This is a genomic window from Acinetobacter sp. 24-47-64 (assembly GCF_057737055.1).
Genome location: NZ_CM173215.1, coordinates 610,617 through 636,153 on the forward strand (window position 1 = coordinate 610,617; position 25,537 = coordinate 636,153).

A 25,537-nucleotide genomic window follows, 5' to 3' on the forward strand; every position below is an offset into this window, starting at 1 on the left:
ATTTTTTATGTGTGAGCAGGTTAAAGCTGAATGAGTTTACGATGCTGAATTAATGGCATCGATTCTCTAATTTTTTTCTGTTCATCGATGTCAAACGGAACTGTAATCATTTGAGCACCTTCTTCAGAGATGATATCTAACAATTGACCACGAGAATTCGCAGCACCAGAGTGACCCCAGGTTTGTCTTTTTTCACCGTGCCACCCTTGTTGAGCTGAGCCTAAAACTTGGCATTGACTATCCATGGCACGAGCTTGTAAAAGTAATTGCCAGTGCATTTGACCTGTCGTGTAAGTAAAAGCAGAAGGTGCTGTTAAAATATTTGCGCCTTGTGCGCGCAGCTTTAAAGCAAGTTCAGGAAAACGAAGGTCATAGCAGACCATTAAACCAATATTGCCAAATGGAGTTTTAGCAATGACGGTGTGATCACCTGGTTCAAAAAACTTAGATTCTTGATATCCACCTACCGCATCACCGACTTGAACATCGAATAAATGAATCTTGTCATAACGTGCTTCTGTCTTTTCAGGGCTAATACAAAGACTGGTTGTTCTGACACGACCATCTGGCACAATGGTGCCGTCTGGGCGAAAAGGACAGGGGAGTGTCCCAGCAACAATCCACATTTGATATTGATGAGCAAGTTGTTCTAAACGAGATTGTATTTCTTCAAATCGTTCAGCAGTCTCACGCTGTTTGCCTGCCGCAAAACAAACGAAATTCTCCGGGAAAACGATCAAGGAGGCCCCTTGATTCTTACTTTTTGCTAACAATGATTCAATGACTTGAAAGTTATTTTCAATATCATTTTGGGAGTTCATTTGGGTGACAGAAAGTAAGGTTGTCATGAGGTTCTCCTTAAGCGCTCAGTATGCTTAAGAGAATATCAGATGCTGTGATCGATGGTATCTTGTTGTTGTTCTAATTGTTTAACCAAAGGCTCGAACATATTTTGGTTATCAGCATTTAATTTCATTAATGTACGATGAGCATCTAATACAGTTGAAAGCATTGCATTATGTGTGATGTGTTCGTCCAATAAAGCGCGCGTGCACACATTCGGATCTCCGCAATAGTTTAAAATTACGAAAACCTGACCAAGACCCATACTGTTCGCAAGTGTAGTGATATCTGGGTTAGTAGATAACATAACAGCTTGAACTTGATGCACTTGTTTGAGCTTTAATCCTAGTTTTGCGAGGATTCCAAGCACAGTACTGTCTATGAATGTAGTTTGAGTTAAATCAACAATTGCGCCTACGACGTTTTGTTGTTGTTCAATCCGAGATAATAATTTATCAAGGCTTATACAAGATTGAGCGCGCACTTCTCCAATGAGTTTGAAAATGTGCGTACCATCCAAGCTTGCATATTCAACATGACCTGTTGACATATAAATGCCATTTGCAGAAAGGATGCTAAAATTATCACATAGCGCAAGTCGATACTCAAGTAGTCTTCAGTCGTAGATCGATTTATAAACAGCTACACTATTGATTATTAACTTAATTTAGACGTTGGAAGCTGAGTATTGCAATATCATCTGCAACATGTTCAGGAACTTCGAATGATTGATTTTGCAAGTGATAGACCAATTGTGTAAATTGTTCATTCAATCCACCATCAAAAGGTTCAAGTGCACCATCTGAGCAAATAATAAAACGAGCTCCACGATTCAACGTACATTCAAACTCTTCAATTTCGAGATCTTCAGTAAGACCTAAGGGAAAGCTGCTGGTGTTGAGGATGCGAGCATCCTGATTAGGTTCAAAGATAATTGCTGGAGGGTAATGCCCTGCGCTTGACCACTTAAGCTGGTGGGTCTCTAGATTCAATGTGCCTGCAATCATTGTAATATGCTTTTCGATGTTCTCTTGTAAAAGCATGCCATTAAGTTTTTTGAGGAGTTCTCGTGGGGTTTTCGATCTACCGTGAAATGCAGCCATCCAAGAGGTAAGAAGTGAGCTTGTTACACCATGCCCAGAAACATCCGCGAGATAAAATAAAATTTCACGATCACTGAGTTTCCAATAATCATACCAATCACCAGATAAATAAGCAGACGGTTGAAATAAAGTCTCGACTTCATAATTAAGCAGGTCGATTGGGTTGGGTAATAGTTTTTTTTGTAATTCGGCTGCGGAGGGCAGGTCGCGGCTGTCCTGATTACGTTTGTATTTTGCTTCGATTTTAGCAATCGATTTTGCGAGGTCTTTTGGAAGACGATCCCAAATCCAGCCAGCGAGTGCACCAAGTTCCCATGCTTGCGAGAGTTGAAGTCCCTCATCTGCATGACCTATCACGATCGTAGGGAGAGTCCATTTAAATTGCAGAAAATCATTAACATCACTAATGGCAATGATGGTTGAATCGTAAAGATGAAGATCATCTATATGAATCATTTGTAAACTCGGCAGAGCCTCTAGAACGCTATCTAGAAGATGGATGTCACGAGTGGGTTGAATGAAATACATAGATGAAAGAATCAATCCTAAATGCTTTATTTATAAAACTATCTTAGACGAACTTATATCGAACGCCAAGTTAAAGTCTAAAAACAGAAGATTTAGACTTTAACTTGCATATGGCTTCTATTCGGATTCCATAGACTCATCCATGAAGGATTCATCATCTGAAAAATCATCTTCAATAAATAGCCCAGAACCCGTTTCTAGACCGCGTTTTTCAGCAATAACATAGTTTTTTCGTTGTAAGTAGGCATCACGCATTGCTGCATACTTGTCACCTTGCAAGACTTGTTCAATCTCTAAAAGTTGAGCACGTGTATCTAATGCGCTAAGTGCCCAGTCACTATAATAGATACGATCATGACCATCGAGTAAATATTTTTGAGGGCGTGCCTGACTATCTACTACGCGACCAACAGTATCACGGAAGGTGCTTGGTCCCATAAAAGGAAGAACGAGGTAAGGACCAGAAGGGACACCGTAATAGCCTAGAGTAGTTCCAAAATCCTCATCTTCCATTGGCAGAGATAAGCGACGTGCAGGATCAGCGAAACCAAGCGTTGTAATTGTATTTAATGTAAAACGACCAAACGTTTGTGCGGCACGTTTAAAGCGACCTTGAGCAACCTGATTTACAGCATTCCATGGCTCACCCAAATTGTCTCGGAAGCCACGTAATGAATCTCTAACTTGTTCTGGAACTTTATCAGCGTACTGCACGGCTATAGGGCGCAAGACATTTTGATCGACAACATCATTAAATGCGTAGATTTGTCTGTTTAAAGGTTGAAGTGGATCTTTTTCATTTTCAGGTAATGCTGCTGTTGCATTGACTTTGAAATTATCAATTTTTAAATTTTTTAAATCTTTGATAGATCCATTGGTGTTAACTGAATTTTCTAAAGCTGGTTGTGAAGCCTTAGCAATATCGTTGTTTAAAGGCTGGTTATTATCATTTGAGGTAGACAACTTATCAGATGTTGATAATGCAGTATCGTCAGCAATTTTATTGCCTGCAATCTCAGGTTGTTTGGCGTAAGCGGGTGCTGCTAAACCAATACTTAACATACTGACCCAAATAAGTTGAGAGTACTGCATAAAAACATCCTAGAATAAAAGCTGAATATTAGTCTTATTAAATAAATAGTAAGTATGAACAGAATAACGCCATTATAGCGAGAGTTGAAAGCAGTTTACTAAAGTATATTTGCACAAAAAATGTGAATTAACCGTGAAAAAAGAGTGATTTTGTAGAAAATATAATCACTTGTTAAGAAAATATAATTAAATTTTAAAAAAGAGGTTGCATTGGATATGAAATCCTGTAGAATGCACATCCATCGGCGGTGATGTTGATTAAAACTTGTTGAAAAACAAGGATTTAGCCTAATAGGTTGGATCTAAGTTTTGGGAATAAGTTAGAAAATAAATTAACATTGCTAGTTGACTTTCTGAAAAGAAAGGGTAATATAGCCGACCTAGCTTGATGCTGACGAAGCATTAAGAAGATCATTAAGAGATTATGAAGAACAACTTGTGTGGATTTTTACTGGTTGATTGATCGATATATATTATCATTAATAATTGGTAGAAATTTCTCGAAGTTTATTTGAGCAAATTTTTTGTCAGTAATTGATGAGCCAAGATTGGTACCCTTTAGGTACTATTGATTTTAAACTGAAGAGTTTGATCATGGCTCAGATTGAACGCTGGCGGCAGGCTTAACACATGCAAGTCGAGCGGGGGAAGGTAGCTTGCTACTGGACCTAGCGGCGGACGGGTGAGTAATGCTTAGGAATCTGCCTATTAGTGGGGGACAACATCTCGAAAGGGATGCTAATACCGCATACGTCCTACGGGAGAAAGCAGGGGACCTTCGGGCCTTGCGCTAATAGATGAGCCTAAGTCGGATTAGCTAGTTGGTGGGGTAAAGGCCTACCAAGGCGACGATCTGTAGCGGGTCTGAGAGGATGATCCGCCACACTGGGACTGAGACACGGCCCAGACTCCTACGGGAGGCAGCAGTGGGGAATATTGGACAATGGGCGGAAGCCTGATCCAGCCATGCCGCGTGTGTGAAGAAGGCCTTTTGGTTGTAAAGCACTTTAAGCGAGGAGGAGGCTACTAAGATTAATACTCTTGGATAGTGGACGTTACTCGCAGAATAAGCACCGGCTAACTCTGTGCCAGCAGCCGCGGTAATACAGAGGGTGCGAGCGTTAATCGGATTTACTGGGCGTAAAGCGTGCGTAGGCGGCTTTTTAAGTCGGATGTGAAATCCCCGAGCTTAACTTGGGAATTGCATTCGATACTGGGAAGCTAGAGTATGGGAGAGGATGGTAGAATTCCAGGTGTAGCGGTGAAATGCGTAGAGATCTGGAGGAATACCGATGGCGAAGGCAGCCATCTGGCCTAATACTGACGCTGAGGTACGAAAGCATGGGGAGCAAACAGGATTAGATACCCTGGTAGTCCATGCCGTAAACGATGTCTACTAGCCGTTGGGGCCTTTGAGGCTTTAGTGGCGCAGCTAACGCGATAAGTAGACCGCCTGGGGAGTACGGTCGCAAGACTAAAACTCAAATGAATTGACGGGGGCCCGCACAAGCGGTGGAGCATGTGGTTTAATTCGATGCAACGCGAAGAACCTTACCTGGTCTTGACATAGTAAGAACTTTCCAGAGATGGATTGGTGCCTTCGGGAACTTACATACAGGTGCTGCATGGCTGTCGTCAGCTCGTGTCGTGAGATGTTGGGTTAAGTCCCGCAACGAGCGCAACCCTTTTCCTTATTTGCCAGCGGGTTAAGCCGGGAACTTTAAGGATACTGCCAGTGACAAACTGGAGGAAGGCGGGGACGACGTCAAGTCATCATGGCCCTTACGACCAGGGCTACACACGTGCTACAATGGTCGGTACAAAGGGTTGCTACCTAGCGATAGGATGCTAATCTCAAAAAGCCGATCGTAGTCCGGATTGGAGTCTGCAACTCGACTCCATGAAGTCGGAATCGCTAGTAATCGCGGATCAGAATGCCGCGGTGAATACGTTCCCGGGCCTTGTACACACCGCCCGTCACACCATGGGAGTTTGTTGCACCAGAAGTAGGTAGTCTAACCGCAAGGAGGACGCTTACCACGGTGTGGCCGATGACTGGGGTGAAGTCGTAACAAGGTAGCCGTAGGGGAACCTGCGGCTGGATCACCTCCTTAACGAAAGATTGACGATTGGTAAGAATCCACAACAAGTTGTTCTTCATGACGATGTATCTGAGGGTCTGTAGCTCAGTTGGTTAGAGCACACGCTTGATAAGCGTGGGGTCACAAGTTCAAGTCTTGTCAGACCCACCATGACATACTCATACGATACATTGATCTAAATGATAAGCTGGGGACTTAGCTTAGTTGGTAGAGCGCCTGCTTTGCACGCAGGAGGTCAGGAGTTCGACTCTCCTAGTCTCCACCACGTATTCATTCGAATACGTAGTAAGCAAACGAGTTGATAGCTTATAGAGCTTAGTAATAAAGCTGTGTATACTGCACGCCTTGATTATTAAGCTCTGTGATTTATCACAGTTGACTGCGATCTGACGAAGACGTAGTGAATCATTAACAGCATATATTTGAGTTGAAATAATTTGTTCATACTCATAGAAAGAGCGGAAACGAGATAACGTAAGTTATTAAGTTGAAGTGATTGAAATGAGAACTAGCGAAATTAACTGAATCAAGCGTTTTGGTATATGAATTTGAATTGAAGCTGTACAGTGTTTAGATACACAGTACTTCAAACTGTAATGTTGAACGATCTACTTGTAGGGTCGAACGACTGTTTGGGGTTGTATAGTCAAGTAATTAAGTGCATGTGGTGGATGCCTTGGCAGTCAGAGGCGATGAAAGACGTGATAGCCTGCGAAAAGCTCCGGGGAGGCGGCAAATATCCTGTGATCCGGAGATTTCTGAATGGGGGAACCCACCTATCATAAGATAGGTATTGCAACATGAATACATAGTGTTGCAAGGCAAACGCGGGGAAGTGAAACATCTCAGTACCCGTAGGAAAAGAAATCAATTGAGATTCCCTCAGTAGCGGCGAGCGAAAGGGGAAAAGCCCATTAAGTTATGTAAGCTTTAGTGGAATGCTCTGGGAAGTGCAACCATAGTAGGTGATAGTCCTGTACACGAAAGGGCTTACATGATGATGTCGAGTAGGGCGGGGCACGTGAAACCTTGTCTGAATATGGGGGGACCATCCTCCAAGGCTAAATACTCCTGACTGACCGATAGTGAACCAGTACCGTGAGGGAAAGGCGAAAAGAACCCCTGTGAGGGGAGTGAAATAGATCCTGAAACCGCATGCATACAAGCAGTGGGAGCCACTTCGTGTGGTGACTGCGTACCTTTTGTATAATGGGTCAGCGACTTACATTCAGTAGCAAGGTTAACCGAATAGGGGAGCCGTAGAGAAATCGAGTCTTAATAGGGCGTTTAGTTGCTGGGTGTAGACCCGAAACCAGGCGATCTATCCATGAGCAGGTTGAAGGTGAGGTAACACTTACTGGAGGACCGAACCCACTGTCGTTGAAAAGCCAGGGGATGACTTGTGGATAGGGGTGAAAGGCTAATCAAGCCTGGTGATAGCTGGTTCTCCCCGAAAGCTATTTAGGTAGCGCCTCGGACGAATACCATTGGGGGTAGAGCACTGTTTCGGCTAGGGGGTCATCCCGACTTACCAAACCGATGCAAACTCCGAATACCAATGAGTACTATCCGGGAGACAGACTGCGGGTGCTAACGTCCGTAGTCAAGAGGAAAACAATCCAGACCGCCAGCTAAGGTCCCTAAATCATAGTTAAGTGGGAAACGATGTGGGAAGGCATAGACAGCTAGGAGGTTGGCTTAGAAGCAGCCACCCTTTAAAGAAAGCGTAATAGCTCACTAGTCGAGTCGGCCTGCGCGGAAGATGTAACGGGGCTAAAACTATGTACCGAAGCTGCGGATTTGCAATTTATTGCAAGTGGTAGGGGAGCGTTCTGTAAGCCGATGAAGGTGGATTGAGAAGTCTGCTGGAGGTATCAGAAGTGCGAATGCTGACGTGAGTAACGATAAAACGGGTGAAAAACCCGTTCGCTGAAAGACCAAGGGTTCCAGTCCAACGTTAATCGGGGCTGGGTGAGTCGACCCCTAAGGCGAGGCCGAGAGGCGTAGTCGATGGGAAATTGGTTAATATTCCAATACTTCTGTGTAATGCGATGAGAGGACGGAGAAGGTTAAGTCAGCCTGGCGTTGGTTGTCCAGGTGGAAGATTGTAGGCATGTATCTTAGGCAAATCCGGGGTACTCTATGCTGAGAATCGATAGCAAGCTAGTTTACTAGCGAAGTGGCTGATACCATACTTCCAGGAAAAGTCTCTAAGCTTCAGTTACACAGGAATCGTACCCGAAACCGACACAGGTGGTCAGGTCGAGTAGACCAAAGCGCTTGAGAGAACTCTGCTGAAGGAACTAGGCAAAATGGTACCGTAACTTCGGGAGAAGGTACGCTGCCGGCGGTGATAGGACTTGCTCCTTGAGCTACTGGCAGCCTCAGAAACCAGGCCGCTGCAACTGTTTATTAAAAACATAGCACTCTGCAAACACGAAAGTGGACGTATAGGGTGTGATGCCTGCCCGGTGCTGGAAGGTTAATTGATGGGGTTAGCGTAAGCGAAGCTCTTGATCGAAGCCCCAGTAAACGGCGGCCGTAACTATAACGGTCCTAAGGTAGCGAAATTCCTTGTCGGGTAAGTTCCGACCTGCACGAATGGCATAATGATGGCGGCGCTGTCTCCAGCAGAGGCTCAGTGAAATCGAATTCGCCGTGAAGATGCGGTGTACCCGCGGCTAGACGGAAAGACCCCGTGAACCTTTACTGCAGCTTGACATTGAACTTTGATCTTACTTGTGTAGGATAGGTGGGAGGCTTTGAAGTAGAAACGCCAGTTTCTATGGAGCCGTCCTTGAAATACCACCCTGGTAATATTGAGGTTCTAACTCTGCTCCATTATCTGGAGCGAGGACCATGTCTGGTGGGTAGTTTGACTGGGGCGGTCTCCTCCTAAAGAGTAACGGAGGAGTACGAAGGTGCGCTCAGCGTGGTCGGAAATCACGCGTAGAGTATAAAGGCAAAAGCGCGCTTAACTGCGAGACCCACAAGTCGAGCAGGTACGAAAGTAGGTCTTAGTGATCCGGTGGTTCTGTATGGAAGGGCCATCGCTCAACGGATAAAAGGTACTCTGGGGATAACAGGCTGATACCGCCCAAGAGTTCATATCGACGGCGGTGTTTGGCACCTCGATGTCGGCTCATCTCATCCTGGGGCTGAAGCAGGTCCCAAGGGTATGGCTGTTCGCCATTTAAAGAGGTACGCGAGCTGGGTTTAGAACGTCGTGAGACAGTTCGGTCCCTATCTACCGTGGGCGTTGGAAATTTGAGAGGATCTGCTCCTAGTACGAGAGGACCAGAGTGGACGAACCTCTGGTGTACCGGTTGTGACGCCAGTCGCATCGCCGGGTAGCTATGTTCGGAAGGGATAACCGCTGAAAGCATCTAAGCGGGAAGCCTACCTCAAGATTAGATTTCCCAAGGACTTTATGTCCTCTAAAGAGCCGTTGAAGACTACAACGTTGATAGGTTGGATGTGGAAGTACGGTGACGTATGAAGCTGACCAATACTAATTACTCGTGAGGCTTGACTATACAACACCCAAACAGTTGGTGTTGTGGTTCAAATCATGACAAATAACTTGATTTAGTTAGATAAAACGCTAAACTGCACAAATTAAAGCAACTCAAATAGCTGTTAATAACTTCTTTGACCAAGCAAAGGCACGCAAACAATACATGCGAATAAGACCCAAGCAAAGTCACAACAGTTGTGCTGGCGACAATAGCAAGAGTGAACCACCTGATCCCTTCCCGAACTCAGAAGTGAAACCTCTTAGCGCTGATGGTAGTGTGGGGTTACCCATGTGAGAGTAAGTCATCGCCAGCTCATTATTCTAAACACCCCCTTCAATACAAGGGGGTGTTTTTTTATATATAAAAATTGAATTTCAAAATAATTAAAACCTTGTAATTAAATAAGAAGCTCCATTCAGTTAATTTATGCCAAAAGATTGATGATTCTTGCAATTAAAAAAACAACAATAAATGTCAGTATGCCTATGAGGATTTAAATAATTTCAGGGACATAGTTGATGCAATACAATCCGATCTATTACACAGATGAACACTTTGCATTTGCCGATGCAGTAAAAAAATTTGTAGAAAAAGAAATTATTCCCTATGTAAATGAGTGGGACGAAGCTGAAACTTTTCCACGAGAACTCTACAAAAAAGCTGCAGCAGTTGGATTGATGGCATCAGGTTTTGATGAAAAATACGGTGGTATCCCAGATACAGATGCATTCTATACTTTATTGGGATGTGTGGAGTTGGCAAAGGCGGCATCAGGTGGGTTAATCGCTTCCTTACTTTCACATATGATCGGTGCACCGCCAATCAATAGCTTTGCAAGTGAAGATGTTAAAGCAGAGGTTTTGCCACAAATCTTATCAGGTGAGAAGATTTCTGCTTTAGCAATTACAGAACCAGGCGGAGGTTCTGATGTTGCAGCACTTAAAACAAAAGCAGTAAAAGAAGGTGATTACTATATAGTTAGTGGTGAAAAAACATTTATTACTTCTGGTATTCGTGCTGATTACTATACTGTTGCCGTTCGAACTGATCCTGAAGGAAAGGGACCCAATGGTATCTCAATGCTACTGATTGATGCCCATACGCCAGGTATTACAAAAACGAAGTTAGATAAAATGGGATGGTGGGCGTCTGATACCGCTCATTTGCACTTCGATCAAGTTAAAGTGCCTGCAAGAAATTTGATTGGTCCTGAGAATATGGGTTTCTTTGTTATCATGAATAACTTCAATATGGAACGTTTTTTCTTGGCTGCGAGTAGTTATGGTTATGCAAAAGTTTGTTATGAAGAAGCTCTAGATTGGGCTCAACAGCGACGTACTTTTGGTAAACGCTTGGTAGATCATCAAGTTGTTCGTCATAAATTGGTAGATATGGCAACACGTTTACAAACGACTCGCACTTTACTTGAAGATACGGCATATAAAATGGGTCGTCCTGAACTTCAAGGGAATGAAATGATTGCACAAATTTGTATGCTTAAAAACGTAGCAACGCAAACTATGCAATTCTGCGCTGATGCAGCCGTTCAAACACTAGGTGGTATGGGCTTTATGCGTGGCATGAAATCTGAACGTATATATCGCGAAGTTAAAGTGAATATGATAGGCGGTGGAGCTGAGGAAATTATGAAAGATTTGGCAAGCCGACAGCTGAGCTTCTAAAAGAAATAAAAAGGTGGCTTAAGCCACCTTTTTTAATTAATCAGATATAAAGTTAAGCATTCATTGCCATATCCCAGACGATATTGGTTAACTCATCAAGTGACATTTTCCCTTCTGGATTGTACCAAGTTACGGTCCAAGCGATTGACCCACCAATCAGTCTTCGCCAAATAAAAGGATCGTGCTTAATTCTGCCTTTGTCATGTAATACCTTGATGACACTCAGCCATATCCCTTCATAATCATTTCTTAATTTTAATAGTTTCTTCTGATTTTCCTCAGAAAGTGAAAACCATTCATAGACCAATACAGCCATAGCGGAACCTGTATCCCCAGAGATCGCATCGAGTTCAGCTTTAATCAGAGCCTTGAGTTGTTGCTCTGGATGGTCTGAAGTGGATATGGCACTTTCAAGGCAAGCGTGATTGTAAATGATGGTTTGTTCCATCACATGCGCCAAAATATCGTCTTTGGTTTTGAAATGATGAAATAAACTTCCAGATTGGATACCAATAAACTGTGCGAGTTCACGAACAGTGGTTTTGGCATAACCTTGTTTATGGAATAAATAAGCTGCCCCCAAAAGTAAACGACCACGTGGTGTATCGTCAAAGCAGGCTATCGGTTGAATTTGGTCAATAGAGGTCGCAATCATCTTGTTATTTTATCCTATTTTGTTTTCTAAACGCGTTGCTTCCATGCAAATTTTAGCGCAATAAGCAGATTTGCAAATAATAATAACATTTTGCACTTTACAAACCAAGCGCTTGCTTGGTAGATTAAGCTTAAATTCTAAACAGAATAATGAGATGGTTATGACAAATATTCAGGATGAACAAAAAATTGTAAAAATTGGATGTGCTTCAGGTTTCTGGGGAGATACCAACACAGCTGCATTTCAATTAGTACATATGTCGGATATTAACTATTTAGTATTTGATTATCTTTCAGAAATCACCATGTCTATCATGGCAAAAGCCAAAATGAAAGATCCTTCTCATGGATATGCATTGGACTTTGTTAGTCGTGTCATGACACCACTCATCAAAAAAATTGCCGACAAGAAAATCAAAGTTGTAAGTAATGCTGGCGGTGTAAATCCATTGGCATGCAGTGATGCACTTCAAGAAGTGATCAAAAATGCTGGTTTAGATTTGAAAGTAGCGGTGGTACTTGGTGATGATTTAATGGATCAGCACACTGAACTTCAAAAACAAAATATAAAAGAAATGTTTAATGGTGAGGATCTTCCTCCACATGTCGCAAGTAGTAATGCTTATTTGGGTGCCGTAGGTATTCGTGATGCTCTGGATTTAGGTGCAGACATTGTGATCACAGGTCGAGTGGTGGATTCGGCTGTGGTGATTGGGCCTTTATTGCATGAATACAAATGGGATTTAAACGATTACGATAAATTAGCACAAGCTGCACTTGCAGGTCACGTGATTGAGTGCGGTGCACAATGTACTGGCGGTAACTTCACAGATTGGCGTTTGGTTGAAGGCTTTGACAACATGGGCTTCCCAATTGTTGAAGTGAAAGCAGATTCATCATTTATCGTCACTAAGCCAAATGGTACAGGTGGTTTAGTTTCTACAGGTACTGTGGGCGAGCAAATTGTGTATGAAATTGGTCATCCACAAGCTTATTTATTGCCTGATGTCACTGCTGACTTTAGCCAAGTAAAACTTGAGCAAGTCGGTGAGCACCGTGTATTGGTTACAGGTGCAAAAGGTACAGCACCGACACAACACTACAAAGTAAGCACGACCTATCCTGATGGTAACCGTGTATTAGTCAGCTTCTTACTTGCAGGCCAAGATGCAGAAGAAAAAGCCTATGCAGTTTCTAATGCGATTTTAAATAAAGTTGAACGTGTAATGGCGCTTCGTTCGATTCCGCCATTTACTGAAAAATCAATTGAGATTTTAGGTACAGAAACAACGTACGGTGCAAACCGCCGTGTGCAAAAACCACGTGAAGTTGTGGTGAAAATTGCCGTTAAACATATGTTTAAAGAAGCATGTATGTTCTTTGCTTCTGAGATTGCACAAGCTTCAACAGGTATGGCACCTGCATTAACAGGTATTGTGGGTGGTCGTCCAAAACCATCTCCAGTGATTAAATTATTCTCGTTCTTGGTAGAAAAATCTCAACTAAATGTTGAAGTGGATATCAATGGCGAGCGTCATAAAGTTGATGTACCACATGGTGAGCCACTTGCAGAAATTCCAACAATCCCTGCAGGTGAAGTTGCAACTTTAACAGGTAACGAAATTGAAGTGCCATTGGTTGAAGTTGCACATGCACGTAGTGGTGACAAAGGTAATTACAGCAACATCGGTGTGCTTGCACGTAAACCAGAATTCTTACCTTGGATTCGTGCATCTTTAACTGAAGCGAATGTTGCTGAATATATGAAGCATGTATTTGAAGGCGGTGAAGGTGGCGAAGTTCGTCGCTATGAATTACCGGGTTTAAATGCAATGAACTTCTTATTGATTGATGCACTTGGCGGTGGTGGTGTTGCGAGCTTACGTATTGACCCACAAGGTAAAGCCTTTGCACAGCAATTGTTAGATATGCCAGTGAAAGTGCCTGCAGATTTACTGTAAGCACAGATTTGGGCATCGAGATGGTGCCCAATTCAAAATAATTTACATCAATTAAAAATGGAAGTATGCGCAATGGGTTATCAATCAATTTTTAGAAATGATGCATTCGCTGGCAAAGTCGTGATTGTGACAGGTGGTGGCTCTGGCATTGGTCGTTGTACGGCACATGAACTTGCATCACTTGGTGCACAAGTGGTGATTACAGGTCGTAAGATCGAAAAACTTAAAAAAGTAATTGCTGAAATCACTGAAGATGGCGGACGTGCACATGGCATCGTGTGTGATAACCGCGAAGAAGAACAAGTGAAGAATATGATTGCCGAGGTGATCGAAAAATTTGGTCGCATCGATGGTTTAGTGAATAACGCAGGTGGTCAGTTCCCATCGACTTTAGAAAGTATTTCTGCCAATGGTTTTGATGCGGTCATCCGTAATAACTTACACGCAACGTTCTTTTTAATGCGTGAAGCCTATAACCAGTGGATGGCAAAAAATGGTGGCGCCATTGTGAACATGGCGGCAGATATGTGGGGCGGTATGCCGGGTATGGGTCATTCGGGTGCAGCACGTTCAGGTGTTGATAACTTGACCAAAACGGCTGCAGTGGAATGGGGTAAATCAGGTGTGCGTGTCAACTGTGTAGCACCGGGTTGGATTATCTCATCAGGTATGGATACTTATTCTGGCCCTGTGGCGGAATTTATTATCCCTAACCTTTCAAGCAATGTGCCTTTACAACGTATGGGAACAGAATCGGAAGTGTCTTCAGCGATTGTATATTTACTCTCTGAAGCGGCCAACTTTGTTTCAGGCATGACCGTACGTATTGATGGTGCTGCATCACAAGGTACACGTGTATTCCCATTATCAACTGCGAATAACAGTGAGTCGTATAACGGCTTCCACCGTGCATTTATTCCAGATGTACTAAAGAAAAAAGACGAAAAGAATTAATCGAGATTATAAGGAACAAGGAGGAAACGGAATGGCAGTGATTCAGTCCGAAGTTGCAGTAGGAAGCGAAGTATTTGAACAGAATAAAGCGAAATTGCTCGAGCAAATTGAAGAGATTCGAGCGATTCAAAAAAGTGCGCTAGATCGTTCTTATAAAGCTAAGCCTAAGTTTGATAAAAAAGGAAAGATTTTACCGCATGAGCGTGTACGTATGTTGCTCGATGCAGATTCTCCATTTGTAGAGTTGTGTGGTCTTGTGGGTTACAAGATGCATGATGATAAAGATGGTTCAGAAGCAGGTGGCGGGATCATTGCAGGGATTGGTTTTGTAAATGGTACACGTTGTATGGTGGCTGCCAATAACAGTGCGATCAAAGGCGGTACGATTGCCCCAATGGGTGTACACAAAAGCCTTCGTTTACACCAAATTGCGTTAGAGCAAAAATTACCAATCATTACTTTGGCAGAAAGTGGTGGTGCAAACTTAAACTACGCAGCAGAAGTATTTACTGCCGGTGGTACAACATTTGCCAACCAAGCACGTTTATCTGCAAAAGGAATTCCACAAGTTTCTGTAGTCCATGGTAACGCAACAGCAGGTGGTGCATACCAACCGGGTCTTTCTGATTATGTGATTACTGTACGTAAGCAAACTGAAATGTTGCTTGCAGGACCGCCATTGTTATTGGCAGCAACAGGGGAAGTGGCAACTGCTGAAGAATTGGGTGGTGCAGAAATGCATGCACAAGTGGCAGGTACAGCAGAATACTTAGCAGAAAATGATGCTGATGGTATCCGTATCGCACGTGAAATCTTTAAGCATTTAAACTGGAAAGAGCAAGTTAAGCTTGAAACACCAGAATATAAAGAGCCACGTTACTCGGCAGAAGAATTGCTTGGCATCATTCCTTCAGATCCAAAACAACCTTTGGATATGAAAGAAATCATTGCCCGTATTGTTGATGATTCTGATTTCTTCGAGTTCAAAAACGAATATGACTCACATACAGTGTGTGGTTGGTCAAAAGTCGGTGGTATGCACTTAGGCATCATTACTAATAATGGCCCAATTACACCACAAGGTGCAGCAAAAGCAGCGCAGTTTATTCAATTATGTGAACAAACCAAACGCCCAATTTTATTCCTGCATAACACCACAGGTTTTATGGTGGGTACAGATGCAGAACAAAACGGCATCATTAAACATGGTTCTAAACTGATCCAAGCTGTTGCGAATTGTACAGTGCCGAAGATTTCGATCATTGCACATGGTTCATACGGTGCAGGTAACTATGCGATGTGTGGTCGTCCACTTGGCCCACAATTTATTTTCTCATGGCCGAACTCTCGTGTTGCGGTGATGGGTGGTGCGCAAGCAGGTAAGGTACTTCGTATTGTTGCGGAAGCGAAACAACGTGAATCTGGCATGGAGCCAAATGAGCAAATGTTGGACTTCTTAGAGCAATCGACAGCAATGAAATTAGAGTCGCAATCGACTGCATTATTCAACACAGCGATGTTGCATGATGATGGCATTATAGATCCACGTGATACACGTAAATTGCTGATTTTCTTATTGCAAACCATTAATGAATCACAAGCACGTGAATTGAATCCAACACGTTTTGGTGTACCAAGATTCTAACTTTTATTACCTCACCCTAACCCTCTCCTAAGAGGAGAGGAAATAGCTTTCTTAAATGAAGTGAGAAAGCTCCTCCCTTTTTCAAAGGAAGGTTAGGAGGGATTAAAGATTAAAAACAAATATTGAAATTTTAAGGAAGACAAAAATGAAATTTACTGAAGAACATGAAGCGCTACGCCGTACAACACGTCAATTTGTAGAAAATGAAATCAACCCATATACAGCAGAATGGGAAAAAGCGGGTCGATTCCCAATCCATGAAGTATTCAAAAAAATGGGTGATTTGGGTTTATTAGGTATTTGTAAACCTGAAGAAAACGGTGGTTTAGCACTCGATTATTCTTATAACTTGGTGGTTGCAGAAGAGCTAGGTCGTATCAATGTTGGTGGTGTTGCACTTGCGATGGGTGTACAAACTGATATGGCAACACCTGCGATTGCTCGTTTTGGTTCTAAAGAATTACGCGATGAGTTTTTAACACCAGCAGTTGCAGGTGAAAAAGTTGCAGCGATTGCGGTATCTGAAGTCCAAGCAGGTTCTGACGTTGCAGCACTTAAAACTACAGCTGTAAAAGATGGTGATGACTACATTATTAATGGTCACAAAATGTGGATCACAAACTCGCTTCAAGCAGACTTTTTCTGTTTGTTAGCGAATACCTCTGACGGTAAGCCACACTTTAATAAGTCAATGATTGTGGTTCCAGCAAACACACCGGGTATTACATTCTCTGAGCCATTAGACAAATTAGGTATGCGCTCAAGTACCACTGCACAGGTGTTCTTTGACAACGTACGTGTGCCACAACGTAACTTAGTGGGTCAAGAAGGCATGGGCTTTATGATGCAAATGCTTCAGTTCCAAGAAGAACGTATGTGGGGTGCAGCTAATGCTATGGGTGGTATGTTGCAATGTATCGAAAAAACAATTCAGTACACTAAAGAGCGTACGACATTTGGTCAGCCATTAATTGATAACCAATATATCCATTTCCGTTTTGCTGAACTCATGACTGAGATCGAAGCGCTTAAAGCATTAACCTATCGTGCTTGTGAACTTCATATCGAAGGCGAAAACGTAACGCAAATGGCATCTATGGCAAAACTAAAAGCAGGTCGTTTAACGCGTGAAGTTGCAGATAGTTGCTTACAGTTCTGGGGTGGTAATGGCTTTATGGCAGATAACCCAGCTGCACAATTCTACCGTGATGGTCGTTTAGTATCGATCGGTGGTGGTGCGGACGAAATCATGCTTGGCATTATCTGTAAGATGATGGACATTCTTCCTGGTAAGAAAAAATAAGCAGGAGATCTGATATGACATTATCAAGTTCAATTGCCAATTTAGAGGTTGATGGCAGCATCATCCTAGAGCAAGACGGTGGCATTTTAACCTTATGGTTAAACCATCCTGAAAGCCGTAATGCCATGAGCCTAAAAATGGTGGAATCGATTCAGGCTGTATTCACAGCAATTAAAGATGATGTGTCTGTACGTGCTGTAATTTTACGTGGTAAAGGTGGTCATTTCTGTGCAGGTGGGAACATCAAAGATATGGCAGGTATCCGTGCTAAAGCCATGGAAGTCGGCAATAACACACCTTATACCGATTTTAACCGTACCTTTGGTGCAATGATTGAGCAAGTCGATCAAGCACCGCAAACCGTAGTTGCTGTACTTGAAGGTGCAGTACTTGGCGGTGGTTTTGGTTTGGCGTGTGTATCTGATGTAGCCATTGCTCATGCAGAAGCACAATTTGGCTTACCTGAAACTGGCTTAGGGATTTTGCCTGCACAAATCGCACCGTTTGTAGTGACGCGTGTCGGCTTAACTCAAGCACGTCGTTTGGCACTTTTAGGTATGCGCTTTAAAGGTCAAACTGCTTTAGAGGTGGGGATTGTGCATCAAGTGGTTGCAGATGAAGTTGAACTTGCATCAGCACTTGAAGAAACCATTACCCAAATCAAACGCTGTGCACCATTGGCATCTCGTGCAACCAAAGCATTATTACATCGTACTACCAAAGAAGAATTGGGGCCGTTATTAGATGATGCAGCACGCCAATTTGCAGAAGCAGTCGCAAGTGCAGAAGGCATGGAAGGTACTATGGCGTTTATCCAAAAACGTCAGCCAAGCTGGGCAGAATAAACCACATTCCAACGCCTGTATGAATGTGAATTAAAAAGGATATGCTCCCCGAAATTAAAGGGGAGCCTAAAGAATATTGGTGGAACTATGGCGTTTACAAAAGTATTAGTTGCAAACCGTGGTGAAATTGCTGCTCGTGTAATGCGTACAGCAAAAGCCTTAGGTTACGAAACCGTTGCTGTGTATTCTGATGCCGACAAAAATGCGCGTCATGTACAAGTAGCAGATGAAGCGGTTTATATTGGCCCTTCAAAAGTATCAGAATCTTATTTATCGATTCCAAATATTATCGAAGCGTGTAAGAAAACGGGCGCAGATGCTGTACATCCGGGTTATGGTTTCTTATCTGAAAATACAGATTTTGCTGCAGCATGTGCAGAAAATGGCATTACCTTTATTGGTCCACCAGCAGGTGCGATTGAGCTCATGGGTAGCAAGCGTTTGTCTAAAATCGCGATGATTGAAGCAGGCGTACCATGTGTACCGGGTTATGAGGGCGACCAACAAGACATCGACTTTTTAGCAGATCAAGCCAAAAAAGTAGGTTTTCCATTGATGGTGAAAGCATCAGCAGGTGGTGGTGGACGTGGTATGCGTCTTGTACATCAAGAAGCTGATTTGCTTGAAGCCTTAAAAACTGCACGTTCTGAAGCAGAAAATGCGTTTGGTTCGGGTGAGCTGATTATCGAAAAAGCAGTGATTGCACCTCGCCATGTAGAAATCCAAGTGTTTGGTGATACGCATGGTAACTATGTGTATTTATTTGAACGTGATTGCTCGATTCAACGTCGTCACCAAAAAGTGGTTGAAGAAGCACCATGTCCAGTATTGACTGAAGAAACACGTCAAGCGATGGGGAATGCCGCAGTTGCAGCCGCTAAAGCATGTAACTACGTGGGCGCAGGTACAGTTGAATTCTTACTTGACCAATCAGGTGAGTTCTATTTCTTAGAAATGAACACACGTCTACAAGTAGAGCATCCTGTTACTGAGATGATTACAGGTCTTGATCTTGTTGAATGGCAACTTCGCGTGGCAAACGGTGAGACTTTACCGCTCAAACAAGAAGAATTGACCATGAATGGCCATGCCATTGAAGTGCGTTTATATGCAGAAGACCCACGCCAAGACTTTTTACCACAAACAGGTAAAGTATTGCGTTGGCAACCAGCGGATTTAGAAGGCGTACGTATTGACCATGGCATGATGCCAACCGATGAAGTTAGCCCATTCTATGATCCAATGGTCGCAAAAATTATCGTACATGGTAAAACACGTACCGATGCAATCCGTTTACTTGCACGTGCAGTGAATGACTCTGTACTCCTTGGCGTAAACAGCAATAAACAATTCTTGGTGAACTTGCTGCGCCATCCGTTAGTGGTAGAAGGTGATGTTAACACTGGTTTTATTCAACAGCATTTCCAAAGTGATGTGAGTTTGAATAAACAGAGTCTAAATTTAGAAAGCTTAGCATTGATTGCAGCGTTGTTGATAAATGCATCTGCGCAAACAGATTGGAACACAGGAGTTTCTTCAGCATTACCACTGAAACTTCGATATGATGATCAAAAGTTAGATCTCATTGTGCATCGTGATGGTCGTTCAGTGAGTGTTGAAACCTGTGGTGAAAGCCAGTCGATTGAGGTTGTCGCGCAAAATACACAGCAATTGATTTATAGCATTAATGGAATTCGACGTCGAATTGACTATGTTCTTGATGGTAATTTTGTTTATTTAGATCGCGCGAATGGCAACGTCATGGTGGAAAATATTACCTATTTACCACCTGAGACTGCCGATGTGGCAGGGGATGGTAAAATTCGTGCCCCAATGGATGGTGCAATTATAAATGTCATTGCTCAACCTGGAGAGCGTGTAACTAAAGGGCAAACATTATTGATTCTTGAAGCGATGAAAATCCAACAGCAAATTAAGTCAGATGTCGACGGTGTTGTGGGTGAAATCGTAGGACAAGTTGGTCAGCAAGTGAAAAAACGTCAAATCTTGATGAATATTGAGGTTGATGCTGAATAAGCAATAAAAAAAGCCATCTAACGATGGCTTTTTTTATGACCGGATTTATGCAAATACTGTTTGTACGGCACAGTAAAGCACCCAAAGAATTGCAATCGCAACTACAGGTTCTAAAACTTTTGCCCAAGTTGGTGTAGCCGCTACTTCTGGCTCAGCAACATCGTGGTGATCATGTTGAACTTGATTGACCATGTCATGAAACTCCTTCATCGTTTGGTCTAATGATATCTCTTCTTGAATGACAGGTTGAGAACCAATCAACTCATTTAGGTTATTTGTTAGCCAAACCCAATCTTTTGCTTTACCAGAGAGATGTTCAACTTGACCCTGAAGTAATTCATTCATGCCTTGTAGTTGATAATGACCTGTTACATCAAGTTGTTTAAGTTCATTAAGCTGTAAGGTCAAAATCTCTGATGTCGCAGTTTCAAGTTCTTGATGAGACAGCGTAGACTGATTATGTTGAGATGTCGTCAAATGCCGTGCGACTTCTTGAATATAAAGTTGGTCAGCGGCATGAATTTCTTGGTATATTTTTTTTTCGTCTTTACGCCATAGGCTGATGAGTTTACCTAAAGCTAAGATATTTAATTCATTGAGATATTCATGCCGTTGTTCAGCTGGATACTGTTTCAACAGCTGAGGCTTTTGAATTTTGGTCTGCTCAACAAAATATTGTACTAAATCAAAAGCCATTCAACTCTCCTGTAAGTTTTTAATCCAAAATTCTTAAACTCGGTTTTTTCTTTGGTGTTTCATTTTCTTGATTTTGTTGCTGTTTAGATTCTATCGGATTTTCATCCGTTTGTGCATTGGCATATTCATCAGGATCAAAGAATAATCCTTGACCATTTTCTTTTGCATATAACCCGAGTACAGCATTGATTGGCACATAAATATCTTTGGAAACACCACCAAAACGTGCAGAAAAGGTAATCGCTTCATTGCTCATGTGTAGTTGATGCACAGCATGTGGCACGATATTTAAAACAATCTGACCGTCTTGAACGAACTGTGTAGGTACATCGGTATAAGGCTGTGTGGCATCTACCAGTAGATATGGGGTGAGATTGTTATCGCAAATCCATTCATAAATCGCACGTGCTAAATACGGGCGAGTTGGACTTAATTTAATTTCTTGATCAGACATGTGACTCACTCTTTTGCTTTTTTAAGCGGATTTTAATTCAGGACTATAACGATTTTTTTCCTGAACCGTCATGGACTTAAGGAAGGCTGGACGACTGAAAACACGCTGGCAATATAAATAAAACGGGCGGCATTGTTGCTTTGGAAGCTCAATACCCATCGTTCTTAACCGTATAAAAATCGGTGCCAACATGCAATCTAAAATTGTAAATTGCTCAGACATGAAATAAGGATAGTGCTGAAACAAAGGTGTCAGCGAGATAAGCGTATCTTTTAACTTTTTTTGAGCCGCCTTTTGTGCGTCAACATCAAGTGTGTCTGGGTGGCGCAACATATCATCTGCAAGTTTTAACCAGTCATTTTCAAAACGCCATATATATTGGCGTTGTTCTGCACGTGGAGCAGGAGCATCTGCATATAATTTATTCTGACGATAGCGATCATCTAAATATTCAGAAATGATGGATGTATTGAAAAGTTTTAACTCATTTTCAATCATCATCGGGAGTCGATTGTATGGATTTAAACTCGCAAGATCCTCGTTGTCTTCGTCGATAATAAATAAATTGTGTTTAATTTGTTTTTCTGCCAGTAAGAAGCGAATCCAATGCGATCGAAAGTCATCTGCATGACTATAAATGGTGATGCCTTGTAATGGGGTGGTTTCGACTGACATATTCCAATCAAAGTATTAATGAATAGATAAGGATACTAAAAAAGCACGCTAAAATCATCGTTTTATGAGCGATGCATATTAAAACACTTGGATTTTATATTGATTCGTATTTATGTCTGGACCGTTTTTTATTAACTTCTATCCTTGCATTGTTGAAATTCAATCTTTAACTTTTTTATCCAAAGCGATGTAAAAAGCCGATCTTTAAATCGGCCTTGTGCACTAATGTATGATTCCACTCCACCATTGACGGACGTCGCGATTGTTAGTTAATGCACTTGTGTCGCCAGGTCTAAGTTTATAGCCACACTTGTAAACCACTGAGAATTTTTGACCTAAAGATCGATGTACCAGACTATTATTTTGTACAGGATATCCATCTGAGCATCCAACTAACTCTAATGCTTTATTTATGTTTTCATATGAAGACATTAATCTTTGTATAGGTCCATCACAAACATGCTTACCCGTATTGGATTGCCAGCACACGGCTAAAGCATCTATTGATTGTGAGTTATTTGCTTGTGCAATATTGGATGTACCGAATATTGTAGCGGCTACGGCGAATGATAAACATATTTCCCTATTTAACATTTTTATCCTCTTAATTTAAAAAACTGCATGAAAGTATTTTTTAATGAAGTTATAAAAGTTAACAATCCTCAAATTGGGATAGATGATTAAGCATATGTTTGTTTAAGTCAGTCAAAATAGACCAATAAAAACTAGCGTCTTTTTATTGATATCAGAGTTTAATATTCATTTTAAAGTATCGTGTACGACTGATTTTCATGAGTAAGGGAAAATATAAAGATGAAAAAAAACCTTGGCATAAGCCAAGGTTTTTTTGTCCGAATTCGGAAAACGAATTAACGTTTAGAGAATTGTGGACGTTTACGAGCTTTACGTAAACCAAGTTTCTTACGTTCAACTTCACGAGCATCACGAGTAACGAAACCAGCTTGACGAAGAGCAGGTTTTAAAGTTTCGTCAGCAGCGATCAATGCACGAGTAATACCGTGACGGATTGCGCCAGCTTGACCACCGATACCACCACCAGCAACAGTGATGTAAAGGTCATATTTCTCAGTAGCATCTAAAAGCTCTAGTGGTTGACGTACAACCATACGAGCAGTTTCGCGACCGAAGTATTGTTCTAAAGAACGGTTGTTAATAACGAGTTTACCAGTACCAGCAGATAGGAAAACACGTGCAGTTGCGGTCTTACGGCGACCTGTACCATAGTTAGTAGCCATGTGCTGTATCCCTTAGATGTCCAAAACTTGTGGCTGTTGAGCTGTGTGAGGATGCTCAGCACCAGCATACACTTTCATTTTCTTGATCATAGCATAACCAAGAGGACCTTTTGGCAACATGCCTTTTACAGCGCGTTGGAAGATTTCTTCTGGCTTGTGAGCAACTAATTTTTCAAAGTTAGTTTCACGGATACCACCAGGGAAACCAGTGTGGCGATAGTATTTCTTATCAAGTGACTTATTACCAGTTACTTGAACTTGCTCAGCATTGATAATTACGATGTAATCACCAGTGTCAACGTGAGGAGTATAAGAAGTTTTGTGCTTACCGCGTAAACGACGTGCGATTTCAGTCGCAAGACGACCTAAAGTTTTGCCAGAAGCATCAACAACGTACCAGTCGTGTTGAACTTCAGCTGGCTTAGCGCTGAGAGTTTTCATTAACCACTACCTATTATAGTTGGTTTGGACGGTGGAATCTGTCCAAACAAAAAGGAGAGCGAATTCTAGCGGAAAAACACTAGAACCACAATCAAAATATTAAGATTTCGAGGGGCATATTCTATTTAATTTAGATTGAAAAGTATAGCGGTTTATTTAATCAATTTCGTTTGTAATGCGGAAATAATCATAATAATAGCTCGGAGTTTTGATGACTTCACAAAATAATAATGATCGTTTCTCTCCTCCTGTTCGTCATTCAGATTTATCTTCACGCCATGATCAAATCAAAGTGAGCAAGGTGACGAAATTTTTGACCGGATTTTTATTCATTTTTCTCGGAATATATTTAGCGTTAGGCATGGTGTTTGGCACTATTTATGGAATCGATGTTTTAAGTGTCATTCTTATATATTCAATGTATGCACATTTTATGATTTTCCCTTGGATCATCTATTTAATCGGTGGCTTTGGTTTCTTGTGCATTAAAGATTCAACATTTTATTCAGCGCGTTCAACGATTGGACAGATTCTTTTGTTGGGTTTGTTCTTCGTCATCGTGATTGTATGTGTATCCGAAGTCGCTCATGCTTTTGGTCTATTAAATGCAAGATTTCGTATGGATTGGCGCTAAAAGACTCAAAAGAACGATTAAAAAAATCAGAGGGCTAAGATTTTACCATTTTGGGATTGTTGAACATCCTACATTCGATCTGTATTAAAATAATAAAAATCCTTGAATGATGATCGTTATGCTTCCTTTGTATGTCACCAGCGGTGAGCCTGCTGGAATTGGTCCTGATATCTGTTTAAGCCTTGCGCAACGTTTGGATGAGCGTCCACTCGTCGTGCTTGCTGATATACAAATGCTCAAGCAACGTGCAGAAAAACTTCATCTTGAAGTTGAAGTGATTGAGTATCAAGGGCAACAAACATCGTCAAAAGTGGGTCAGCTTTATGTGGAACATATTCCTTTAAATGAAACTGTAATACTGGGTGAGTTAAATGCTCAAAATGCGAGTTATGTCTTAGAGCAACTCCGCCGTTCTGCAGACTATGCGATGTCAGGTAAAAGCGTTGGCGTGGCGACAGCACCTGTACAAAAGTCAGTGATCAATGAGGCAGGTATTCATTTCAGTGGTCACACTGAGTTTTACCAAGAGTTTGCTGGTGTATTACGCGTGGTCATGATGCTGGCAACCAAAACCTTACGTGTTGCACTTGCAACCACGCACTTACCCCTTCGTGCGGTTGCGGATGCGATTACAGCTGAGCGCTTGCATCAGGTCATCGACATTCTGATTCATGATTTAAAATCAAAATTTAAAATCGAATCTCCCAAAATTTTGGTGTGCGGTTTAAATCCTCATGCAGGTGAAGATGGTTATTTAGGAGTGGAGGAGATCGAAGTGATTAATCCTGTACTTGAACGCTATCGTGCGCAAGGGATAGACATGAGTTTATGTCTGCCTGCAGATACCTTATTTACACCAGAAAATTTAAAAGATGCCGATGCAGTTTTAGCCATGTATCACGATCAGGGATTACCTGTGTTAAAATCGCAAGGATTTGGTGAAGCCATTAATATTACTTTGGGCTTGCCGTTTATTCGCACCTCTGTCGATCATGGCACAGCACTCTCCCTCGCAGGTACTGGACTTGCGAAAAGCTCGAGCTTACATGTGGCTGTGGACTTAGCGCTCGATTTAGCGCGTCAGTGATCTTGTCTTAATTACACGTTGGAAATC

The 25,537-nt window shown here is 42.1% G+C and carries 20 protein-coding genes, 2 tRNA genes and 3 rRNA genes; 14 read left to right on the forward strand and 11 right to left on the reverse strand.

All coding sequences use genetic code 11. The features are described from left to right. Positions 1-20 precede the first annotated feature (20 nt). The 4 genes from AC1M85_RS02960 to AC1M85_RS02975 form a co-directional block, all read right to left on the reverse strand. Entirely contained in the window at positions 21-848 is an 828-nt protein-coding gene (locus AC1M85_RS02960; protein ID WP_092768369.1) for a carbon-nitrogen hydrolase family protein, read from the reverse strand. 38 nt (positions 849-886) lie between these two features. Continuing rightward, a complete protein-coding gene (gigB, locus tag AC1M85_RS02965; protein WP_035268529.1) occupies positions 887-1,393 on the reverse strand; it encodes an anti-anti-sigma factor GigB in 507 nt (168 codons plus the stop codon). A 112-nt stretch (positions 1,394-1,505) separates the two neighbouring features. After that, positions 1,506-2,474: an RsbU family protein phosphatase GigA gene (gene gigA, locus AC1M85_RS02970; protein WP_481607842.1), complete on the reverse strand. Its 969-nt coding sequence runs from the start codon at positions 2,472-2,474 to the stop codon at positions 1,506-1,508. 117 nt (positions 2,475-2,591) lie between these two features. Beyond that, positions 2,592-3,566 carry an MlaA family lipoprotein gene (locus AC1M85_RS02975; protein ID WP_481588734.1) on the reverse strand — a complete coding sequence of 325 codons (975 nt, stop codon included), beginning with the start codon at positions 3,564-3,566 and terminating at the stop codon, positions 2,592-2,594. 576 nt (positions 3,567-4,142) lie between these two features. Between AC1M85_RS02975 and AC1M85_RS02980 the strand changes: the two genes are divergently transcribed. From AC1M85_RS02980 to AC1M85_RS03005, 6 genes are all read left to right on the forward strand, one after another. Continuing rightward, positions 4,143-5,680: ribosomal RNA gene (locus AC1M85_RS02980) — 16S ribosomal RNA — on the forward strand. A 61-nt stretch (positions 5,681-5,741) separates the two neighbouring features. After that, positions 5,742-5,818 (forward strand) — tRNA-Ile (locus AC1M85_RS02985). A 39-nt stretch (positions 5,819-5,857) separates the two neighbouring features. After that, a tRNA-Ala gene (locus AC1M85_RS02990) sits at positions 5,858-5,933 on the forward strand. A gap of 379 nt (positions 5,934-6,312) precedes the next feature. Beyond that, positions 6,313-9,204 (forward strand): 23S ribosomal RNA (locus AC1M85_RS02995). Between the two features lie 180 nt (positions 9,205-9,384). Further along, positions 9,385-9,499, forward strand: a 5S ribosomal RNA gene (rrf, locus tag AC1M85_RS03000). The 16S, 23S and 5S rRNA genes sit together here with 2 tRNA genes alongside, the layout of an rRNA operon. 205 nt (positions 9,500-9,704) lie before the next feature. After that, the gene (locus AC1M85_RS03005) at positions 9,705-10,868 is read left to right on the forward strand and encodes an acyl-CoA dehydrogenase family protein (RefSeq protein WP_488213524.1); all 1,164 of its coding nucleotides are present in this window, start codon (positions 9,705-9,707) and stop codon (positions 10,866-10,868) included. Positions 10,869-10,920: 52 nt separating this feature from the next. Here AC1M85_RS03005 and AC1M85_RS03010 read toward each other — a convergent pair whose 3' ends face one another. Next, positions 10,921-11,523: a TetR/AcrR family transcriptional regulator gene (locus AC1M85_RS03010; protein WP_481590889.1), complete on the reverse strand. Its 603-nt coding sequence runs from the start codon at positions 11,521-11,523 to the stop codon at positions 10,921-10,923. Positions 11,524-11,683: 160 nt separating this feature from the next. Here AC1M85_RS03010 and AC1M85_RS03015 point away from each other — a divergent pair, with 160 nt between their 5' ends. From AC1M85_RS03015 to AC1M85_RS03040, 6 genes are all read left to right on the forward strand, one after another. Continuing rightward, positions 11,684-13,483, forward strand: coding sequence for an acyclic terpene utilization AtuA family protein (locus AC1M85_RS03015; RefSeq protein WP_488213525.1), 1,800 nt, complete (start codon positions 11,684-11,686; stop codon positions 13,481-13,483). A gap of 72 nt (positions 13,484-13,555) precedes the next feature. Next, positions 13,556-14,437 carry an SDR family oxidoreductase gene (locus tag AC1M85_RS03020; RefSeq protein WP_488213526.1) on the forward strand — a complete coding sequence of 294 codons (882 nt, stop codon included), beginning with the start codon at positions 13,556-13,558 and terminating at the stop codon, positions 14,435-14,437. A 31-nt stretch (positions 14,438-14,468) separates the two neighbouring features. Further along, positions 14,469-16,082, forward strand: coding sequence for an acyl-CoA carboxylase subunit beta (locus AC1M85_RS03025; protein WP_092768482.1), 1,614 nt, complete (start codon positions 14,469-14,471; stop codon positions 16,080-16,082). A 145-nt stretch (positions 16,083-16,227) separates the two neighbouring features. Further along, positions 16,228-17,385: an acyl-CoA dehydrogenase family protein gene (locus AC1M85_RS03030; protein WP_481588009.1), complete on the forward strand. Its 1,158-nt coding sequence runs from the start codon at positions 16,228-16,230 to the stop codon at positions 17,383-17,385. 14 nt (positions 17,386-17,399) lie between these two features. Next, positions 17,400-18,230 (forward strand): enoyl-CoA hydratase/isomerase family protein, encoded by an 831-nt coding sequence (locus AC1M85_RS03035; protein ID WP_481592319.1) that lies wholly within the window; start codon positions 17,400-17,402, stop codon positions 18,228-18,230. A gap of 87 nt (positions 18,231-18,317) precedes the next feature. Continuing rightward, a complete protein-coding gene (locus AC1M85_RS03040; protein WP_488213527.1) occupies positions 18,318-20,267 on the forward strand; it encodes an acetyl/propionyl/methylcrotonyl-CoA carboxylase subunit alpha in 1,950 nt (649 codons plus the stop codon). Positions 20,268-20,312: 45 nt separating this feature from the next. Here AC1M85_RS03040 and AC1M85_RS03045 read toward each other — a convergent pair whose 3' ends face one another. From AC1M85_RS03045 to rplM, 6 genes are all read right to left on the reverse strand, one after another. Continuing rightward, positions 20,313-20,963 (reverse strand): hypothetical protein, encoded by a 651-nt coding sequence (locus tag AC1M85_RS03045; RefSeq protein WP_488213528.1) that lies wholly within the window; start codon positions 20,961-20,963, stop codon positions 20,313-20,315. Between the two features lie 19 nt (positions 20,964-20,982). Beyond that, entirely contained in the window at positions 20,983-21,417 is a 435-nt protein-coding gene (locus AC1M85_RS03050; RefSeq protein ID WP_488213529.1) for a ClpXP protease specificity-enhancing factor, read from the reverse strand. Positions 21,418-21,438: 21 nt separating this feature from the next. After that, positions 21,439-22,092: a glutathione S-transferase N-terminal domain-containing protein gene (locus AC1M85_RS03055; RefSeq protein ID WP_488213530.1), complete on the reverse strand. Its 654-nt coding sequence runs from the start codon at positions 22,090-22,092 to the stop codon at positions 21,439-21,441. Between the two features lie 222 nt (positions 22,093-22,314). Then, on the reverse strand, positions 22,315-22,686 hold the full coding sequence (locus AC1M85_RS03060) for a hypothetical protein (protein WP_488213531.1): 372 nt from the start codon (positions 22,684-22,686) through the stop codon (positions 22,315-22,317). 275 nt (positions 22,687-22,961) lie between these two features. Further along, positions 22,962-23,348: a 30S ribosomal protein S9 gene (gene rpsI, locus AC1M85_RS03065; RefSeq protein WP_035270019.1), complete on the reverse strand. Its 387-nt coding sequence runs from the start codon at positions 23,346-23,348 to the stop codon at positions 22,962-22,964. 12 nt (positions 23,349-23,360) lie between these two features. Further along, positions 23,361-23,789, reverse strand: coding sequence for a 50S ribosomal protein L13 (rplM, locus tag AC1M85_RS03070; RefSeq protein ID WP_035270016.1), 429 nt, complete (start codon positions 23,787-23,789; stop codon positions 23,361-23,363). Between the two features lie 211 nt (positions 23,790-24,000). Between rplM and AC1M85_RS03075 the strand changes: the two genes are divergently transcribed. Next, positions 24,001-24,423, forward strand: a complete 423-nt coding sequence (locus AC1M85_RS03075) for a hypothetical protein (protein ID WP_488213532.1) — start codon at positions 24,001-24,003, stop codon at positions 24,421-24,423. A gap of 118 nt (positions 24,424-24,541) precedes the next feature. Continuing rightward, positions 24,542-25,510 (forward strand): 4-hydroxythreonine-4-phosphate dehydrogenase PdxA, encoded by a 969-nt coding sequence (pdxA, locus tag AC1M85_RS03080; protein ID WP_488213843.1) that lies wholly within the window; start codon positions 24,542-24,544, stop codon positions 25,508-25,510. Positions 25,511-25,537: the final 27 nt, after the last annotated feature.